Source organism: Streptococcus sp. SC1, assembly GCF_030272855.1.
Lineage (GTDB): Bacteria > Bacillota > Bacilli > Lactobacillales > Streptococcaceae > Streptococcus.
The window spans coordinates 15,889-33,956 of the sequence record NZ_JAQCMU010000006.1 but is presented as its reverse complement, the minus strand read 5'-3'; the positions used below and the strand labels follow the sequence as shown (position 1 = coordinate 33,956).

At 43.9% G+C, this 18,068-nt stretch carries 14 protein-coding genes and 1 riboswitch; of the genes, 6 read left to right on the top strand and 8 right to left on the bottom strand.

What is annotated here, in order from left to right:
• Positions 1 to 66: 66 nt before the first annotated feature.
• Positions 67 to 516: a SprT family protein gene (locus tag PAN94_RS08655; protein WP_285875519.1), complete on the bottom strand. Its 450-nt coding sequence runs from the start codon at positions 514 to 516 to the stop codon at positions 67 to 69.
• Entirely contained in the window at positions 503 to 2,635 is a 2,133-nt protein-coding gene (locus PAN94_RS08650; protein WP_285875518.1) for a Tex family protein, read from the bottom strand. Before PAN94_RS08650 ends, PAN94_RS08655 begins: the two co-directional genes overlap by 14 nt.
• 171 nt (positions 2,636 to 2,806) lie before the next feature.
• Between PAN94_RS08650 and PAN94_RS08645 the strand changes: the two genes are divergently transcribed.
• The 5 genes from PAN94_RS08645 (at position 2,807) to zwf (ending at position 7,791) form a co-directional block, all read left to right on the top strand.
• The gene (locus PAN94_RS08645) at positions 2,807 to 2,944 is read left to right on the top strand and encodes an SPJ_0845 family protein (RefSeq protein ID WP_125373709.1); all 138 of its coding nucleotides are present in this window, start codon (positions 2,807 to 2,809) and stop codon (positions 2,942 to 2,944) included.
• Positions 2,941 to 3,846, top strand: coding sequence for a permease (locus PAN94_RS08640; RefSeq protein WP_285875517.1), 906 nt, complete (start codon positions 2,941 to 2,943; stop codon positions 3,844 to 3,846). The genes PAN94_RS08645 and PAN94_RS08640 overlap by 4 nt, the downstream gene beginning before the upstream one ends.
• Positions 3,843 to 4,658, top strand: a complete 816-nt coding sequence (locus PAN94_RS08635) for a TIGR03943 family putative permease subunit (RefSeq protein ID WP_285875516.1) — start codon at positions 3,843 to 3,845, stop codon at positions 4,656 to 4,658. The genes PAN94_RS08640 and PAN94_RS08635 overlap by 4 nt, the downstream gene beginning before the upstream one ends.
• A 183-nt stretch (positions 4,659 to 4,841) precedes the next feature.
• Positions 4,842 to 6,206 carry an MFS transporter gene (locus tag PAN94_RS08630; RefSeq protein ID WP_285875515.1) on the top strand — a complete coding sequence of 455 codons (1,365 nt, stop codon included), beginning with the start codon at positions 4,842 to 4,844 and terminating at the stop codon, positions 6,204 to 6,206.
• A 121-nt stretch (positions 6,207 to 6,327) separates the two neighbouring features.
• Complete coding sequence (gene zwf, locus PAN94_RS08625) at positions 6,328 to 7,791, top strand: glucose-6-phosphate dehydrogenase (protein ID WP_285875514.1); 1,464 nt, start codon at positions 6,328 to 6,330, stop codon at positions 7,789 to 7,791.
• 70 nt (positions 7,792 to 7,861) lie between these two features.
• Here the strand turns inward: zwf and mgtA are convergent, their stop codons facing one another.
• From mgtA to PAN94_RS08600, 5 genes are all read right to left on the bottom strand, one after another.
• Positions 7,862 to 10,522: a magnesium-translocating P-type ATPase gene (mgtA, locus tag PAN94_RS08620; protein ID WP_285875513.1), complete on the bottom strand. Its 2,661-nt coding sequence runs from the start codon at positions 10,520 to 10,522 to the stop codon at positions 7,862 to 7,864.
• A gap of 157 nt (positions 10,523 to 10,679) precedes the next feature.
• Positions 10,680 to 11,291, bottom strand: coding sequence for a glutathione S-transferase family protein (locus tag PAN94_RS08615; protein ID WP_285875512.1), 612 nt, complete (start codon positions 11,289 to 11,291; stop codon positions 10,680 to 10,682).
• Between the two features lie 148 nt (positions 11,292 to 11,439).
• A riboswitch (M-box (ykoK) riboswitch) is annotated at positions 11,440 to 11,595 on the bottom strand.
• 52 nt (positions 11,596 to 11,647) lie between these two features.
• Positions 11,648 to 12,814: a MalY/PatB family protein gene (locus PAN94_RS08610; protein WP_285875511.1), complete on the bottom strand. Its 1,167-nt coding sequence runs from the start codon at positions 12,812 to 12,814 to the stop codon at positions 11,648 to 11,650.
• Between the two features lies 1 nt (position 12,815).
• Complete coding sequence (locus tag PAN94_RS08605; RefSeq protein WP_285875510.1) at positions 12,816 to 13,910, bottom strand: cystathionine gamma-synthase; 1,095 nt, start codon at positions 13,908 to 13,910, stop codon at positions 12,816 to 12,818.
• 150 nt (positions 13,911 to 14,060) lie between these two features.
• On the bottom strand, positions 14,061 to 15,689 hold the full coding sequence (locus tag PAN94_RS08600; RefSeq protein ID WP_285875509.1) for a putative polysaccharide biosynthesis protein: 1,629 nt from the start codon (positions 15,687 to 15,689) through the stop codon (positions 14,061 to 14,063).
• An 86-nt stretch (positions 15,690 to 15,775) separates the two neighbouring features.
• Between PAN94_RS08600 and PAN94_RS08595 the strand changes: the two genes are divergently transcribed.
• Positions 15,776 to 17,221, top strand: a complete 1,446-nt coding sequence (locus PAN94_RS08595) for a UDP-N-acetylmuramoyl-L-alanyl-D-glutamate--L-lysine ligase (RefSeq protein WP_285875507.1) — start codon at positions 15,776 to 15,778, stop codon at positions 17,219 to 17,221.
• 27 nt (positions 17,222 to 17,248) lie between these two features.
• Here the strand turns inward: PAN94_RS08595 and PAN94_RS08590 are convergent, their stop codons facing one another.
• Entirely contained in the window at positions 17,249 to 17,998 is a 750-nt protein-coding gene (locus PAN94_RS08590; protein ID WP_285875506.1) for a CPBP family intramembrane glutamic endopeptidase, read from the bottom strand.
• Positions 17,999 to 18,068 lie beyond the last annotated feature (70 nt).

Genomic DNA, 18,068 nt, shown 5'->3' with positions numbered 1-18,068 from the left:
ATCATAGCGGGAGAACAAAAAAATCAGCCCCAAGGCTGATTCTGCATTGATCCGTTTTTAATTCGCTCAGCCTCTGTTTGTTTCCTCTTTGAGGAAGGACAGTTGACCTCTACAACGACCGCAACGATATTTTTTTATGTCTACCCTTCGTCTACGACGGATATGTGCTCCGCAGCTTAGGCATTCATAAATGAGAAAGGATTGCGAGTTTGACAAGGATGGAGCGTAGCGCAGACCGTCAACTTGCTTAAGGAGGTCTTTAAAATCTCTATCTCCATGGCGGTAACCTTTACCCTGATAATAGAGGTGATAGTGAACCAACTCATGACGAACAATTTTTCGAAAAGTTTCAAGTCCAAAAGTTTCATAAATTTTCGGATTGAAATCTAGATGACCATCTTTTGGAAAGAAGCGTCCTCCAGTCGTCCGGAGACGCTTGTTCCAATAAGCTTGGTGGCGGAATTCCCAACCAAAATCTTCCAGCGACACCTGCTTAACGTAGTTAGTTAGATTCATTTGGCGCTATCAGAGAGAGATTGACCTTTTCCCGCTCCACATCCAGTTTATCCACCCAGACAGTGACCAAATCACCGACTGACAGGACTTGGCTAGGGTGTTTGATAAAGTTTTTACTGATTTTAGAAATATGGATAAGGCCATCTTCGTGGATACCGATATCCACAAAGGCTCCGAAATCGACGACATTGCGGACAACACCTTCCAGTTTTTGACCGATGCGCAAATCCTTGATATCCAAGACATCCTGCCGCAAAACTGGCGCGTCAAAGGAATCTCGCAAATCTCTGCCAGGCTTGAGCAAATCAGCAATAATATCTTTGAGGGTTTCTTCTCCCAAGCCTAGCTCTGCAGACAAACTAGCAGTCTGCACTGCTTTTAATTTAGCTTGGGCTGCTTCATCCAAACTACTAATTTCTAAACGCTTAAAGAGCTCCTCCACCGCCTTATAAGACTCTGGGTGAACGCCTGTATTGTCTAGCAAGTTATCACTTTCAGGAATACGCAGGAAGCCGGCTGCCTGTTCAAAAGCCTTTGCGCCCAGACGTGGCACTTTCTTGATAGCCTCGCGAGACCGAATCAAGCCTTCTGTTTCTCGGTATTTGACAATATTTTCTGAGATAGTTTTATTAAGACCAGCCACATGAGCCAGCAGAGCAGGACTGGCGGTGTTGATATTAACCCCGACTTGGTTAACCACGGTATCCACGACAAAGTCCAGACTTTCAGACAGCTTTTTCTGGCTGACATCATGCTGGTACTGACCAACCCCGATCGACTTCGGATCAATCTTAACCAGCTCTGCCAATGGATCCTGCAGACGGCGGGCGATGGAAATAGCTGAACGCTTTTCAACCGTCAAATCTGGAAATTCATGACGAGCCAGTTCACTAGCAGAGTAGACAGATGCTCCGCTTTCATTGACGATGACATAGCTGACATTTAGATGGGATTTCAAAACTTCAGCTACAAAGGCTTCGCTTTCTCGGCTAGCCGTTCCATTTCCAATGGCAATGATTTCCACGCCAAACTGCTCAATCAGCTCCGATAACTCTTTCTTAGATGCTTCAATCTGAGCTGGCTTTGCTGGTGGAACGGGATAGATGACATGAGTCGTCAGCATCTTTCCTGTCGCATCCACAACAGCTAGCTTGGCTCCTGTCCGAAAGGCTGGATCAAAGCCCAGTACTACGCGACCTTTGAGAGGAGCAATCAGGAGGAGATTTCGGAGATTTTCTGAGAAGAGCTGAATGGCTCCATCCTCAGCGGCCTCAGTCAACTCAGTCCGAATACGGCGCTCCATGGCTGGAATGATTTTCTTTTTAACTGCTTGCTGGATAGCTTCAAGAATATAAGCATTTTTCACCTTGAAACGTACCTCAAAGAAACGCAGAATTTTCTCAAGATTGTGCTCAAAACCAACCTTGAGAATACCCAGCTTCTCACCACGGTTAAGAGCCAAGGTACGGTAGCCTTGCATGGTCGCTACTTTTTCAGAAAAATCATAATAAATCTGGAAGACTTGCTTTTCATCCAAATCCCCGTCTTTGAGACTGGATACGATAGAAGAATTGGTCTGCATCTCATGGTAGGTCCAAGCCCGCAGCTTGGTATCTTCAGAAATCGCCTCAGTCAGAATATCCACAGCTCCAGCAAGAGCAGCCTCTGCTGTCGGAAAGGCTTCACTAGTCAGTTTCTCAGCTTCTTCCTGCAGATTAGCCGCATCCCGTAAGATTAGGCGAGCCAAAGGAAAGAGACCTGCTTCACGCGCAATAGTAGCCTTGGTACGACGCTTCTCCTTATAAGGCAGATAGAGTTCTTCCACATCAGCCAGCTTTTCAGCAGCCTCAATCTCAGAACGCAGTGCATCCGTTAGTTTTCCCTGCTCCTCAATCTTAGCTAAGACCGTTGCTTTACGCTCCGCCAAGGCAGTCATGCTCTTATCCAAATCAATGATTGCCTTAATCTCGACCTCATCCAGATTTCCTGTCATTTCCTTACGGTAACGAGCAATGAAAGGAATGGTATTTCCCTCAACGGTCAGGTCTAAGACCTGTGATACTTGGCTTTCTTTAAGGCCCAATTTCTGGGCAATTTTTTCAATATTAGTATTTTCCATAACGCTTCTATTATATCATAATATGAAGCTGAACAATCTATAAAGACTAGTTTAATCCATCTTTTTCTTTCTTGGATAAATCCGCTGTCTCAGCTCCATCGTGGCTGAAAATATCATTTTTTTTCTTTTGGTAGTATAATAGAATTATTATTTTAGAAATGAGGTACTTTTATGGCTGTTAAATTTACTAAAACAGACGATTTAGACAAGATGTTCGAGGAATTTGCCACTCTGCCCAAGCTTGAAAAAGTCGAATTTCCAGATGACAAAAAGAAAAAAGAAGCTGAAGACAAGGCTAAAAAAGCATGAGCCTCTTTTCAAATCTTCCTTCCAGCGTTTTACAGGCTGGAGCTATTTTTCTCTCCATTATCATCGAGGCCCTGCCTTTTGTCTTAATCGGAAGTATCATTTCTGGCTTTATCGAGGTGTATGTCACGCCGGACAAAGTTTATCGTTTCCTGCCCAAGAACAAATGGGCTCGGATTTTCTTTGGAAGTTTAATCGGTATTGTCTTCCCTTCTTGCGAGTGCGGAATCGTTCCTATTATAAACCGATTTCTGGAAAAGAAAGTTCCCAGTTACACGGCTGTGCCTTTTCTGGTAACAGCTCCAGTCATCAACCCTATCGTGCTCTTTGCGACCTACTCAGCCTTTGGTAATTCCTTTCGAATGGCTCTGCTTCGTGCTCTAGGTTCTATGGTCGTGGCTATTCTTTTAGGGATTTTTCTGGGCTTCTTTGCAGACAGCAATATTCAGAAAGAAAATCGCAAGGCTGTTCATGAACATGACTTTTCACATCTTAGCAAAGGACAAAAACTTTTTCAGGTCTTCGTTCAAGCCATTGACGAATTTTTCGACACAGGCCGCTATTTGGTCTTTGGCTGTCTCTTCGCCAGCATAGTACAAGTCTATGTGCCAACCAGAATCCTGACCTCTATCAGCTCGACACCAGCTGTTGCTATTCTCCTCCTCATGCTGCTGTCCTTCCTGCTCTCACTTTGCAGCGAAGCTGATGCTTTCATCGGGAGCTCCTTGATTGCTAGTTTCGGCTTATCGCCAGTCTTAGCTTTCTTGGTCATTGGGCCTATGCTAGATGTCAAGAATCTGCTGATGATGAAAAACTACTTTAAGACACGCTTTATCTGGCAATTTATCAGCCTGGTTACTGTCGTCGTCTTTCTTTACTCTTGGCTTGTGGGGGTAGTGCTATGATTCGATTTTTAATCTTAGTCGGCTACTTTGAGATCACCATGTACCTACAGCTGACAGGCAAGCTCAACCAATATATCAATCTCCACTACTCCTATCTGGCCTACTTGTCTATGATTCTATCTTTTATCTTGGCAGTTGTGCAGCTGATCATCTGGATGAAGAAGATGGAGGTTCATAGTCATTTGACCTCTCGCTGGGCCAAGTTAGGCAGCGTGCTGCTCCTTGTCATTCCGCTTTTTGTAGGAATTTTCTTTCCAACTGTTACCTTGGATTCGACAACAGTTTCGGCTAAAGGATTTCATTTCCCACTGGCTGAAGGAACTTCTGCAGCCGTCCAGCAGGACGAAGGCACTACCAGCCAATACCTAAAGCCGGACACCAGCACCTACTTTACCAAAGGAGCTTACGAAAAAGAAATGCGGGCAGCCGCCAAGAAATATGTCAAGCAAGATACCATTCAGGTCACAACTGAGAACTACATGGAGGTCATGGAGGTCATCTATGATTATCCCGACGAGTTTGTGGGTAAAACGCTGGAGTTCACCGGCTTTGTCTACAATGACCCTAGCGACCAGAAGAGTCAATTTCTCTTTCGCTTCGGTATTATCCATTGTATCGCCGACTCAGGTGTCTATGGCCTCTTGACGACTGGAAATACCCAGCATTTTGAGAATAATACCTGGATTCATGCCAAGGGGAAACTTGCCATGCACTACCATAAAAGTCTTGGGCAAAGCCTGCCAACTCTAGAAGTTGAAAGTTTTGATAGGGTAGAAAAACCGGACAATCCTTATGTCTATCGGGTCTTTTAGAGTCAAACACCTGTGAAAATCCATTTTCATGGGTGTTTCTTTTATATGCCATTCTCTCCCCTTTACTAAGTTAGTCTGCTCGACTTTTATAAATTTGATTAAAGTTGCTATTTAACTTTTTTTCTCCTCTCTTAGAAAATCATGCTACAATAATACTATCTCATTTGAAAAGGAGTTGTTTTTATGAATCAAGAAAAAGTAAAGAAACGAGATTTGCTTTCTATTCTGGCTGTGGCCTTAGTCACCTTTGCTGGAATTCTTTCAGAGACCAGTATGAATGTGACCTTTCCCCACCTCAGCAAAGTATTTGGTCTGAGCTTAGGAGTGCTGCAATGGATTACGACTGGCTATCTGCTGGCCGTCGCCATCACCATAACTTTAGGCGCAACTCTAGCCCACAATTGGACGGAGCGTCGCATCCTCTTTACCTCACTTTCCATCTTTACTCTTGGTAATCTGATTGCTATGATTGCCCCAGACTTTACTTTCCTTATGCTGGGACGGATCCTTCAGGGGGGAGCGACTGGGATTGCCATTCCACTTATGTTTAATCTCATCGTGGAGCGGGTCCCTCGGCAGAAAATCGGATTTTATATGGGACTGAGTGGCCTAGTTATCAGTCTGGCACCAGCCATCGGCCCGACCTACGGAGGATTCATGATTGGCTCCTTCGACTGGCACATGATCTACAGTTTTATCATGCCAGTTCCCATTCTCTCTTTTTTGCTGGCATATGTTAACTTGGAGAATTCAGCAGAAAAAAGCAAGCGCCCCTTTGATGTGCTGGGTTTTCTCTCGCTTGCAACGGCTCTTTCCTTTTCTCTGATGACCATCTCCAGTTTGGAAGGTGGCGATAGTGTCAATTGGCTCTATCTTGTTATTTTTCTCCTTTCCTTTGCCTTTTTTATCTGGCGGAGTCTGGCTGTCCAAGATCCGTTTCTGGACATCCGTATCTTGAAAGAACCAACAATTTTCTTTGGAATTCTGCCCTTTTTAATTTTCCAATTCTCCAACCTATCCAGCAACTTTCTCATTCCCAACTTTCTCGTGCTGGTCAAGAATGTCTCCACCGCCCAAGCTGGTTTTTCCCTCCTTCCCGGAACCATGATCGGGGCTTTTATGTCGCCTTTTCTGGGAAAATTGTACGATAGCAAAGGCCCTAAGCTGTCTCTGCTGGGCGGCAATAGCCTAGTCTTTCTGGTCATGATTATCTTTAGCTTCTTTACAAGTTGGCTCAATCTGCCTTTGATCTTAGGATTTTATATCCTCTTTACTCTGGGACGCAACATGGCCTTCAACAATACCATGGCTTTATCGGCTTCTCAAGTCAGCAGAGATAAAACGGCGGATGTAACTGCCCTCTTTCAACTAGCGCAAACCTTTGCTGGTGCCTTGGGAACGGCAATTGCAGCCGTCCTGCTCAACCAAGCACCCAATACGACAAGTGGCGTCCACAATGTCTTTAGCCTACTTCTACTTCTCGCAATAGGAAACTTTATTTTCTACTATTTTCTGTTTCGAGCGATTCATCAGAAGAAAGAAGCTTAAATTTCTATCCCGACTTCCCCTCGGGATATTTTCTTTGGTCAAATCCAGATTTTTCAAATACAATTTTTCTGAAAATTGTGATAAAATAGAGACAATCACATTTAGATAGGTAATAGATATCATGTCTTCAAAAGTTATTATTACAATTTTCGGTGCCAGCGGAGACTTGGCTCAAAGAAAGCTTTATCCTTCTCTCTTTCGACTTTATAAATCTGGCAATCTTTCGCAACATTTTGCCGTAATCGGAACTGCCCGCAGACCTTGGAGCAAGGAATATTTCGAGTCGGTCGTTGTCGAGTCAATCTCAGACCTAGCCGACAGTGCCGAGCAGGCTCAAGAGTTCGCCAGCCACTTTTATTATCAAAGCCATGACGTGCAAGACACCGAGCATTATATCGAATTGCGCAAGCTGCAAAACAAGCTCAACGAGCAATACCAGGCAGAAAATAACAAACTCTTCTTCCTTTCTATGGCGCCACAATTTTTCGGAACCATTGCTAAGCATCTCAAGTCTGAGCAAATCGTTGATGGAAAAGGATTTGAACGCCTGATTGTCGAAAAACCCTTCGGAACAGATTTGGCAACTGCCAGCAAGCTTAACGAAGATCTATTGGCAACCTTTGACGAAGAACAGATTTTCCGCATCGACCACTATCTGGGCAAGGAAATGATTCAAAAGATTTTTGCCATCCGCTTTGCTAATCTGCTTTTTGAAAATGTCTGGAACCGCCAATACATTGATAATGTACAGATTACCTTTGCTGAAAAGTTGGGAGTTGAAGAACGCGGTGGATACTATGATCAATCCGGTGCCCTCCGTGATATGGTGCAAAACCACACCCTACAACTCCTCTCACTACTGGCCATGGACAAACCAAAAAGCTTTACCAAAGACCATATCCGTGCAGAAAAGGTCAAGGTATTTGAGCTCCTCGTTCAGCCAAGCGAGGAAGATTTGAAACGCTTCTTCATTCGCGGCCAATACAAGTCTGGCAAAATCAACGGTCGAAAATACATTTCTTACCGTAGCGAACCAAATGTCAATCCTGAGTCTACTACTGAAACTTTTGCCTCTGGTGCTTTCTTCATTGATAGCGACCGCTTCCGTGATGTTCCTTTCTTCTTCCGAACAGGGAAGCGCCTCACCAAAAAAGGCACCCATGTCAACATCGTCTTCAAGCAAATGGACTCCATCTTTGGTGAACCTCTCAAACCAAATGTCCTAACCATCTATATCCAGCCAACCGAGGGGATTTCACTCAGCCTCAATGGCAAGAAAGTTGGGGAACTCTTTAATCTAGCTCCTATCTCATTGGATTATCGGACAGATGCCACAGCGTCAGGAGCCTCTCCAGACCCTTATGAAAAATTAATTTTTGATGTCCTCAATAACGACTCAACTAATTTCAGCCATTGGGATGAAGTAAAAGCCAGCTGGGAGCTTATCGATCGCATTGAAGAACTCTGGAGCCAAAATCAAGTACCACTCCATGAATATCCTGTCGGATCTATGGGACCAGAAGCCTCCTTCGAGCTACTCGCCCAATTTGGAGCAAGCTGGCAATGGCAACCTGATAAAGAATAATACATGCAAAAAAAGATTGGAGAATTTTCCAATCTTTTTTATAATTCTTAAACATCTGCTAGCCCTTCTATTACAGCCATTCCTTGTAACGCTTGATATAAAGGCCTTTCACAAGGGTTACGCTAACCATATAAAGCACGATAATCAAGAAAAGGCAAAGGAAATAGGTGCCATTGAGCGGAGCTGTCTTCAGAACTGACGCAAAGAGGCTATATGGCAAGGAAGTAACAAAGAGCGCAGCCGCCATGGTCGTCACAATGACGGAAAGAGCAGGACGGCTTTGCACAAAAGGCAGCTTAGGCGAGCGTAGCATGTAGATGACCATGGTTTGGGTCCACATAGACTCAATAAACCATCCTGTTTGGAAAAGAGTGATAAAGGTCGCTGCCTGTTCAGTACTAGCTTGATAGCTGCCTCCTGTGATCATAGGCACGATGATAAAGTAAAGTACCAGATAGGTCAAAACATCAAAAACGGATGAGATAGGCCCTATCCAAGCCATAAAACGGGTAATGGAGCTAGCTGACCAAATATGAGGTTTCTTGAGAAATTCACTATCTACATTATCAAATGGCAGAGCGATACAAGACAAATCATAAACTAGATTGAGGACAATCAAATGAACTGGTGCCATAGGCAGAAAAGGCAGAAAAATGCTGGCAAAGAGAAGAGAAAAGATATTCCCAAAATTGGAACTGACCGTCATCTTGATATACTTGGTCATGTTGGCATAGACCTTGCGACCTTCTACCAGCCCTTTCTCCAGAACCATGAGGTCCTTGTCCAGCAAAATGACATCTGCTGTTTCCTTGGCAATATCGACAGCTGTATCAACTGAAATACCCACATCTGCTACTTTCATAGAAGGCGCATCATTGATGCCATCGCCCATGTAGCCAACCTTGTGACCATTGGCCTTGAGTTGTAGGATAATCCGAGCTTTTTGGTCAGGGGAAAGCTTGGCAAAGACTGTTGTGTTCTCCACCGCCTGGCTCAATTCCTCATTAGATAAAGCATCTATCTCTACACCTAGCAAGATATTGTCTACATCTAACCCAACCTTTTCACAGACTGCTTGGGTTACCTTATCATTATCGCCCGTCAAAATCTTAGTGGAAACACCATATTCGGCCAAGGTTTCAATAGCTGGAGCCGCAGATGACTTAGGTGGATCTAGAAAGGCCAGATAGCCCGTCAAAATCATATCGGACTCATCCTTCACTTCATACTCATAATCTTCTTCTAAGTCTGACTTGTAGCTAACACCAAGTACGCGCAGCCCTTGCTCATTAAGTTGAGCCACTTCCGCAAGGATTTCCTGACGGATCTCCTCAGTCAGTTCTGTAATATGATTTTTGTATTCTACATAGCTAGAGATGGCCAGCATTTCCTCCAAGGCCCCCTTGGTCACCATGCTGATAACATCCTCATCATCCTTGACGATGACGCTCATGCGACGACGCTCAAAGTCAAAGGGCAGTTCATCAATTTTCTTAAAGGTTTGGTCTAAGTTACGAACAATCTCATGCTTTTCTGCTTCTTTCTCCGTCCGATTGATAATAGCCCGATCCATGAGATTTTTAAGGCCTGTTTGATAATAGGAATTGAGAAAGGCACGACGGAGTACTGCCAAGTCCAAATCACCATGAATGTCCAGCGGGTATTCCAATACAATCTCGTCTTGAGTCAGTGTCCCCGTCTTATCCGTACAGAGGATATCAATAGCTCCTAGGTCTTGGATAGCGTTCAGCTTCTTAATCACGACCTTTTCCTGAGCCATAATAATGGAACCTTTAGCCAAGCTCGCCGTGATAATCATAGGCAGCATTTCTGGCGTCAGGCCGACCCCAACACTGAGGGCAAAGACACCTGCTTCCAGCCAGTCGCCGTCTGTCAGACCGTTGATAAAGAAGACGACTGGCACCATGACCAGCATCAGACGAATCAAGAGCCAGGAGATACTATTCATCTCGCGCTCAAAAGAGGTCGGCTCATCATAGGTGTTAAGCGTCTGCTCAATGGCTCCCATCATGGTCTCATCACCAACCACCAGCACCAGAGCTGTAGCTCTGCCGGAAATAACGTTGGTTCCCATAAAGGCCAGCGACTCTGTTTCTAAAAGGCTATCGAGATTTTGACCATCTGACTTGGTCAAACAGATCTTTTCTACTGCATCACTTTCCCCTGTCAACCCGGACTGCTGAACAAAGAAATCACGCGAATCCAGCAGCAAGACATCTGCGGGAATCATGTCTCCAGCACTAAGTTTGATGATATCCCCTACAACAAGCTCATCAATGGGCAGTTCCTGCTCTGCTCCTTCACGGATAACCGTAGCCGTATTGACAATCAGTCGAGACAGATTGCTAGCAGCGCGGTCGCTCCGCAATTCCTGAATAAAACGAATGCCTCCAGAAATCAGCACCAGAACGACAATAATAATGGAAGTCGTCGGATCTTCCTCACCAGGCTTGGCCAGCCAGACATTGGTCACTAAGGACACTAGGGCAATCACCAATAGGATGACTGTAAAGGGGTTAATGATAGACTCGTAAATTTTCTTGAAAATAGAGTCTTCCTGACCCTTTGTGATGATATTTTCACCATAGAGGTCACGATTTTCTTCGACCTGCTCTTCTGTCAGGCCACGAAAGGAACTCTTGTAAAATGCCAGAGTTTCTTGTACAGGAAGTTGCAATGCAGCAACTAATCTTTCTTTTACTGTTTTCATTGGTTTCTCCTTTATGTATGATTGATAATTTTCATACACAGAGACCAATCACTTTATACGGACAGAACGACACAAATCAGCGATTGGCTGTGTATGTGCGGTTCCGGATGATCGTCAATTTGCATCGTACTTCTCCTTTCTTAGTTTATAAATGTAGTTAATAATCCCAAGATGCCTGCAAGACATCAAAAGTAGCATTCATCTTCTGGGTCCATTCTTGCAAGTCGGGAAAATTTTCTTTCAAAGAAAATCCAATGACTTCTTCACGTAAATTCCACCAATCTACAAGAGCAACTACTTGGATTGTTGCAATATTCAAAGAAAGTCCTTGCTCAGTAGCCAGTTTCTCTAATAAGGCCAAACTCCGGACATTTCTCTCTTCAATTTGCTGATGTCTGTCTTTCCACCAATGGTCTTTTTCATGAAAAATTTTTTCCGCAACCATCGGCATTGTATTTTCCAAAATTCCTTCAGCAACGGACAGTATGTTTAAAATGTGCCACTTCTCTATTCCATTAGGAAAAAGCGGAGTTTCCTGACCTAGCTCGTCTAAATATTGAGAAATTAAATCACTACCATACAACCATTCTCCATTGGAAGCTTGAAAAGCAGGAATTCTACCCAAAGGATTATCTTGATTATGCGGTGAATTTTTGTCGAAAGCCACCTGAACCTTCTGAATATCCACCTGCTCCTCTAAATGATGGTGTAAAATTGTAGCATAGACTTTACGCGCAAAAGGACTGGTACTAGAATACCATAATTTCATTACTATTCCTCCTTCTTTTTCTTAAGAGGCAGGCAATCAACTATTTGTACTCTTGAAATATTTTTAGCAAAAAAGAAGACCCTGCCAATTCTAGGCAGGGTTGTTTGCATGTCAGGTTGTTCGCTTCATTGTTTTAAACATAGATAAAACAAGCATTCACCGTTCAAGCTTTAACTCCATAAGGCGATGAAATGAGCTTAGTCTTGACCTTTGCGATCAGGACTGTTGACCAACGAGTAGTGTCTCCACTGCTTTGCGGTAGTCATCCGTATCCTTATGGTAGCCTCACCTACCGATTGACACTATTACTATACTCCTCTTTAGAAAGATTGTCAATAAAGAGAGCTATTTTTATTTTATTTTGGTAAAACTTCCGCAATCCTTCGACAAATCTCTTTGATCATAGTCTTTGGCGCAGCTGTATTGAGACGAGCATGTCCTTTGCCTTCTTGGCCAAAATCACTTCCCCGATTCAGGACAACCTTAGCCTCTTCTCGAAGCAAGTGGAAGAGCTGATCATCTGTCAGTCCATAATCTGAAAAGTCCAGCCAAACCAGATAAGTCCCTTGAGGCTTCATGACCCGCAGACGTGGCGCTTCCTTAGCAAAATAATCGACTACAAAATCAATATTTTCCTCTAAGACAGCCTTGAGCTCTGTCAACCAAGGCTTGCCATGACGATAGGCAGCTTCCGTCGCTAAAAATCCAAGACCCGAAATTTCATGCTGGTTATTGGCCAGTTGGCGCTTTTGAAACTTTTGTCGCAAGCTAGGATTCTCAATCACTGCATAGGAATTCTTTGTCCCAGCAATATTAAAAGTCTTAGTCGCACTGGCTAAAATCAAGCTAAAGTCCTTAAAGTCAGGTGAAACAGTATTGAAAGACTGGTGTTTATGTCCAAACAGCGTCAAGTCTTGGTGAATCTCATCTGAAACTACGAGAACGCCGTACTTTTGGCAGAGACGACCAATTTTCTCTAACACTTCCCGTTCCCAAACTCGACCTCCGGGATTATGCGGATTGCAAAGCACGTAAATCTTAACTTCATTGTCTACGATGTCCCACTCCAGCTGCTCAAAGTCAATCTGAAAGAGACCGTCCTGCTCTATCAAGGAATTAGTAATCAGCCGACGATTATTAAGCTTGACACTGCGGGCAAAAGGCGGGTAAACAGGAGTGTTGATTAGAACGGCATCACCTTCCTTGGTAAAGGCTTGGATAGCCGTCGAAATAGCAGGAACAACTCCCTCGATAAAGACCAAGGCTTCCTTGTCAAATGTGTAGCCATGCTCATCCCGCTCCCAAGATAAAACAGCATTGATCAACTCCTCACTAGCATAGGTATAGCCATAGACTAACTGATCAGCGTAATCATGCACTGTTTGCTTGATTTCAGGCAGGACTTCAAAATCCATGTCCGCAATCCAGGCTGGCAGGACTTGACTGTCTTTCTCCGCCTCTTTCCATTTATAAGTATTCTGACCAATACGATTGGGTGCTGTTTCAAAGTTATAACTTCCCATATTAGTCCTCCAAGGCTGCTCGTAAATCGTCTACCAAATCTCGACTATCTTCGATCCCAATCGACAGACGCAGCAAATCATCAGTCAAGCCATAAGAATGGCGTACTTCAACAGGAATATCTGCATGAGTCTGGGTCGTTGGATAGGTAATCAAGCTCTCTACTCCACCTAAACTTTCTGCAAAGGTAAAGACTTTCAGGCTATTTAAGAGATGAGGAATCTTCCCTTCGTCCACAACTTTAAAGGAAATCATACCACCCTTACCTGGATAGAGAACTTCTTTTACCGCAGGAGATGACTTCAGAAATGCGACTACTTCTTGTGCATTCTGAGTAGAGCGCTCCATGCGAAGAGCCAAGGTCTTGAGACCACGCAAAAGCAGATAGCTGTCAAATGGAGATAGGACTGCTCCAGTTGTATTGAGATTATAGAAAAGCTTGTCATAGATGGCAGTATCATTGGTCATGATAGCTCCAGCCAAGACATCATTGTGTCCTCCTAGATACTTGGTCGCAGAGTGTAGGACAAGGTCGGCTCCATCCTCCAGCGGTCTTTGGTAAATAGGACTGTAGAAGGTATTGTCCACAATGACAGCTGCTCCTTGCTCATGAGCCGCTTGGGAAATCCGAGCAATGTCAAACTCTACCATGAGAGGATTGGTCGGTGTCTCGATATAGACAATATCTATATCCTCTGTCAGATTATTGAGTAGCTCTTCTTCTGTATTGGCATAGGTAAAGGCATAGCGTCCTTCTGCTTCAGCCTGGGCAAACCAGCGGAAAGAGCCGCCATAGAGATCCCTAACAGCCAAAACCTTACTGCCGACGGAAAAGGCACTAAAGGCCAGCACAATAGCCGACATACCAGAGCTAGTCGCTAGGGCATAATCCGCACTTTCGATAGCAGCTAGAGTCGCTTCCAAGCTAGCCCGTGTAGGGTTCTTGGTTCGAGTATAGTCATATCCTGTGGACTGGCCAAACTCTGGATGCTGGTAAGTCGTTGAAAAATGCAAGGGGGTTGTTAAGGCACCCGTTGTTGTGTCTGTTTTTACTCCCGCTTGGGCCAACAAGGTATTTAATTTCCGTTCTTTCTCCATTTAACCGTTCCTCTTTTTTAAAAATATTCTACCTTTCTATTGTAACATCTTAAGAAAGTCTTGAGCTTTTTTCTTTTCAAGAGCTAGCTATAGTCTGAAACTATAGAGTAACAGTCCATAAAAAAGAGTCGCTGAACGACTCTTCGTTTCTTATTTCATTCTTAATCGTTGGCGTAAACTATCTGCCTTTTGTCCGATAAAACGGTCTATGAGCCGAACTTTGAGAGACAGTACGATATAGACGAGCATTCCGACTCCCCCAACGGCAGCGACATAGATAAAGCTGTACATCCGATTAGTTGGCTGGAAGATAAAGCTTAGTAGATACTCGACAAGCAGAACCAAGATCACCATGGCAATTGTGAGAATCATACTCAACAGCAGGCGCTTCAATAGATTCTTAGGATTCAAACCAACAACCTTGCGAATTTCTCTAAACATGAAGAAGATTGGCAGTAAAAGACCGACGGTCGTTGAAATCAAGGGACCATAAGCATGGAAGAGATTGATCATCGGCACCTGCAGACTGAGCTTGACAAGAACCCCATAAAAGAAGTAGAGAATGGCTTTCTTGTTTTGGAACAGAGCTTGAATCATCGGAGCGAGAACTGTATAGGTGCTGAGAATGATCGTCTGCAGCATGGCGCAGATGAAGAGTCCCAGTGCTAGACTATCTGGCTTACCATAGAAAACGGTATAGAGCGGACTAGCCACCATAACTGCTCCCACTGTTGACGGAAAGATAAAGAAGAGCAACATACTAAGATTATCTTGCACTAGGCGAGCAGCCGAGCGAAAGTCACCCTTGACATAATTCTCGGTCAAGAGAGGAATCCCGACACCACCGATAGAAGTTGCCACTGCAATTAAAATCATAGTGATTTTATTTGGATTAGCTGAAAAATAGGCGAATTGCACTAGGAGCTCTGATTTCGTATAATCGCTAACCTGGGTCATGATATTGATAAAGGTCGCCTGGTCAATAATCTGGAAAAGCTGAATTGCAGAGCCTGTAATGATGAAGGGAATGGCTTCTCGTATCGTATCCCAGAGAAGAGAACGACCACTAATTCCCGCAGATTTTTTGGGCTTTCTCAGGATAGAGCGTAGCATACCCGTTTTTGCTAGATAGAAAAGTAAGACGAGCATACTTGCCAGCATCCCGACAAAGGCAGCAAAAGTAGACTGGGTCACAGCTTCAACATAGTCACCTGAACCGATTTTCATAATGAAATAAGCCGTCAGTAGCATCCAGATAACCCGTATCACCTGCTCCGAAATCTGGCTGATGGCATACGGTTTCAGATTGTTAAACCCTTGGAAGAAGCCCCGAATGACACTCATAGACGGAAAAATGAGCACAGCCCAAGACAAACTTTGCATGACTGGAATCAAGTCAGCCCCGCCACCAGACATTGAGGCAAAAACCGGTGCCATCAAGTACATGATGACTGCAAAGATCAATCCCAATCCCAGCATGAACTTGAGGAACTCTCGAATAAGAGCAAAGCTGTGTTCCTCCTTGTCAATCGTATTGTACTTAGCAACCTGCTTGGCCACAGCCACTGGCACTCCCGCTGTGGAAACCAGCAGGAACCAAGCATAGATATTGTAGCCCATGGTAAAAAGACCATTGGCCTCTGCTCCGTGCTGTCCCATCCAGATGTACCAAGGAATGATATAGACAGCCCCGAGAAGGCGGCTGATAAAATTACTAGCAGTCAGCCAGGCAGTCCCTCTTAGCATTTTCTGCTGCTGGCTTGTTGTTTCTTGGCTCATAGAAAACCTCTTCTATTTGTTCTTCTTTTATTATAAACTTTTCCTTGCCTCTTGTAAAACATAGCCTTTCGGTTTACAATAGAGATATGATAAAAATTGAAACAATACTAGATATTTTAAAAAAAGACCAAAATTTTCGTGAAATCATCGCTGATGGAGACTACTACTTCAACTATCAGGGCTTGACCTTTGACAAGATTAGCTATGATAGTCGCAAGGCAGATAGCAAAACTCTCTTTTTTGTCAAGGGCGAGCATTTCAAGCGGGAATTTTTAGAGAAGGCTGTAGCAGCTGGACTAGAGTTTTACCTGAGTGAGACTGACCTCGAAGTCGGAATTCCAGTGCTTCTGGTCAATGATATTAAACAAGCCATGAGTCTCATTTCTATGGAATTTTACGGTCACCCAGAGCAAAAACTCAAACTTTTGGCCTTCACTGGTACCAAGGGCAAGACCACATCGGCTTATTTCGCTTATAATATTTTAAAACAAAGCCACAAACCAGCCCTGCTTTCTACTATGAATACCACTCTGGACGGTGAAACTTTCTTTAAATCAACCCTGACCACTCCTGAAAGCTTAGACCTTTTTGAGATGATGGCTCAAGCTGTAGCCAATGGTCGTACCCATCTCATCATGGAAGTCTCCAGCCAAGCCTATCTTAAAAAGCGAGTCTACGGCCTGATCTTTGATGTAGGTGTCTTCCTCAATATCAGCCCTGACCATATCGGCCCGATTGAGCATCCGACTTTTGAAGACTACTTCTACCACAAACGACTCTTGATGGACAATAGCCGAGCTGTTGTCGTCAATAGTGGCATGGATCATTTTCAAGTTTTGGCTGAGCAAGTGGCCAACTACGACCACGACTTCTATGGAGCAGACTCCGCCAATAGCATCCAGCAATCGCAAGCCTTCTCTTTTGAAACACAAGGGAAGTTGGCTGGTTCCTACGACATCCAGCTGATTGGTCGCTTCAATCAGGAAAATGCTATTGCTGCTGGTCTAGCCTGCCTACGACTTGGAGCTTCTATGGAAGATATTCAAGCTGGTATTGCCCAGACACGAGTTCCGGGACGCATGGAGGTCTTGACCCAGTCAAACGGTGCCAAGGTCTTCGTGGATTATGCCCACAATGGCGACAGTTTGGCTAAGTTGCTATCCGTCGTTCAAGAACATCAAAAAGGACAGACTGTACTTGTACTAGGAGCTACTGGCAATAAGGGAGAAAGTCGACGTAAGGACTTTGGCCTCCTACTCAATCAGCATCCTGAAATCAAAGTCATTTTGACCGCAGATGATCCAAATCGCGAAGATCCAATTGCTATCGCAAAAGAAATTGCTAGCTACATTTCCTTTGAGGTGGATATGATTGCTGACCGCGAAGAAGCTATCAAAAAAGCCCTCAGCCTAACCAATGCTAAAGGCGATGCAGTCATTCTAGCTGGCAAGGGAGCAGATGCCTACCAAATCATTAATGACCAAAAGGTTCCCTATCCTGGTGATTATGCACTGGCAGAAAAATACATATAAAAAAGGACTCTTGAAAGTCCTTTTTTATTATCCATTCCACATCACTAAAACGTAGATCAAGCTGCTACCTACCATATCCGCAAAAGCATGTGCCAAAAAGAAAGGCAGCAAGTTTTTAACCTTGTATTTGTAAAAGAAATAATAGAACAGACCGAAGACCACGCCAATCAGAAAAGCAGAGACTAGCCCCTGATAGGTATGGACAGAAAAGCGAACCAGCGTTGAAAAGCCTAAAACCCACCATTTGCTTTCTTCTTTCACCGATGTGAGCAAGCCTAAGAAAAAGAATTCCTCATAGACACCATTGAATAGAGAATAAAGAATGACGACAGGTCCTAGCGCAGCTAGTTTGCGAAAAACTTCGACAAAGGTCCAGTCGATATGCTGCAAGATTTCTAAGTCAAAATAATTATAGGAACCGACTAAAGCTGCTATCACATCAGAAGTCAGACCGACAACCACAAAAATCAAGGGTGCCCACAGAATAGACCAAGATAAGCGTAGTTTCAGTTGTTTAAAATCATAATGACGGATGCCTAGATAGAGCAGAGCCAGCACCAGCAGGAAAACTTGCAATTTTAAATTACTCAGCAAGGCAAAATTTTCATCCTCTGGTCTGGGCACGATTGCTTGTCCTACAGAGCTGGACATAGTAAGCCAATTTATTGTTGAGGAATAAATAAATTGGCCAAACATAATAATTGCTAAAATCAGCATATCGAACCATCTAAGGTTCTCCAGTGATTGCTCGGGATAGATTTTTTTTAACATTGTCATTCATATTCCTTTCCCAAATTCTATATACTACTATAGCACAGAATATAGCAAAATGACAGGTGGGGCTGTC

Coding starts and splice junctions, on each gene's coding strand:
- PAN94_RS08655 (WP_285875519.1), bottom strand. CDS start 516: ATGAATCTAACTAACTACGTTAAGCAGGTGTCGCTGGAAGATTTTGGT.
- PAN94_RS08650 (WP_285875518.1), bottom strand. CDS start 2,635: ATGGAAAATACTAATATTGAAAAAATTGCCCAGAAATTGGGCCTTAAA.
- PAN94_RS08645 (WP_125373709.1), top strand. CDS start 2,807: ATGGCTGTTAAATTTACTAAAACAGACGATTTAGACAAGATGTTCGAG.
- PAN94_RS08640 (WP_285875517.1), top strand. CDS start 2,941: ATGAGCCTCTTTTCAAATCTTCCTTCCAGCGTTTTACAGGCTGGAGCT.
- PAN94_RS08635 (WP_285875516.1), top strand. CDS start 3,843: ATGATTCGATTTTTAATCTTAGTCGGCTACTTTGAGATCACCATGTAC.
- PAN94_RS08630 (WP_285875515.1), top strand. CDS start 4,842: ATGAATCAAGAAAAAGTAAAGAAACGAGATTTGCTTTCTATTCTGGCT.
- zwf (WP_285875514.1), top strand. CDS start 6,328: ATGTCTTCAAAAGTTATTATTACAATTTTCGGTGCCAGCGGAGACTTG.
- mgtA (WP_285875513.1), bottom strand. CDS start 10,522: ATGAAAACAGTAAAAGAAAGATTAGTTGCTGCATTGCAACTTCCTGTA.
- PAN94_RS08615 (WP_285875512.1), bottom strand. CDS start 11,291: ATGAAATTATGGTATTCTAGTACCAGTCCTTTTGCGCGTAAAGTCTAT.
- PAN94_RS08610 (WP_285875511.1), bottom strand. CDS start 12,814: ATGGGAAGTTATAACTTTGAAACAGCACCCAATCGTATTGGTCAGAAT.
- PAN94_RS08605 (WP_285875510.1), bottom strand. CDS start 13,910: ATGGAGAAAGAACGGAAATTAAATACCTTGTTGGCCCAAGCGGGAGTA.
- PAN94_RS08600 (WP_285875509.1), bottom strand. CDS start 15,689: ATGAGCCAAGAAACAACAAGCCAGCAGCAGAAAATGCTAAGAGGGACT.
- PAN94_RS08595 (WP_285875507.1), top strand. CDS start 15,776: ATGATAAAAATTGAAACAATACTAGATATTTTAAAAAAAGACCAAAAT.
- PAN94_RS08590 (WP_285875506.1), bottom strand. CDS start 17,998: ATGACAATGTTAAAAAAAATCTATCCCGAGCAATCACTGGAGAACCTT.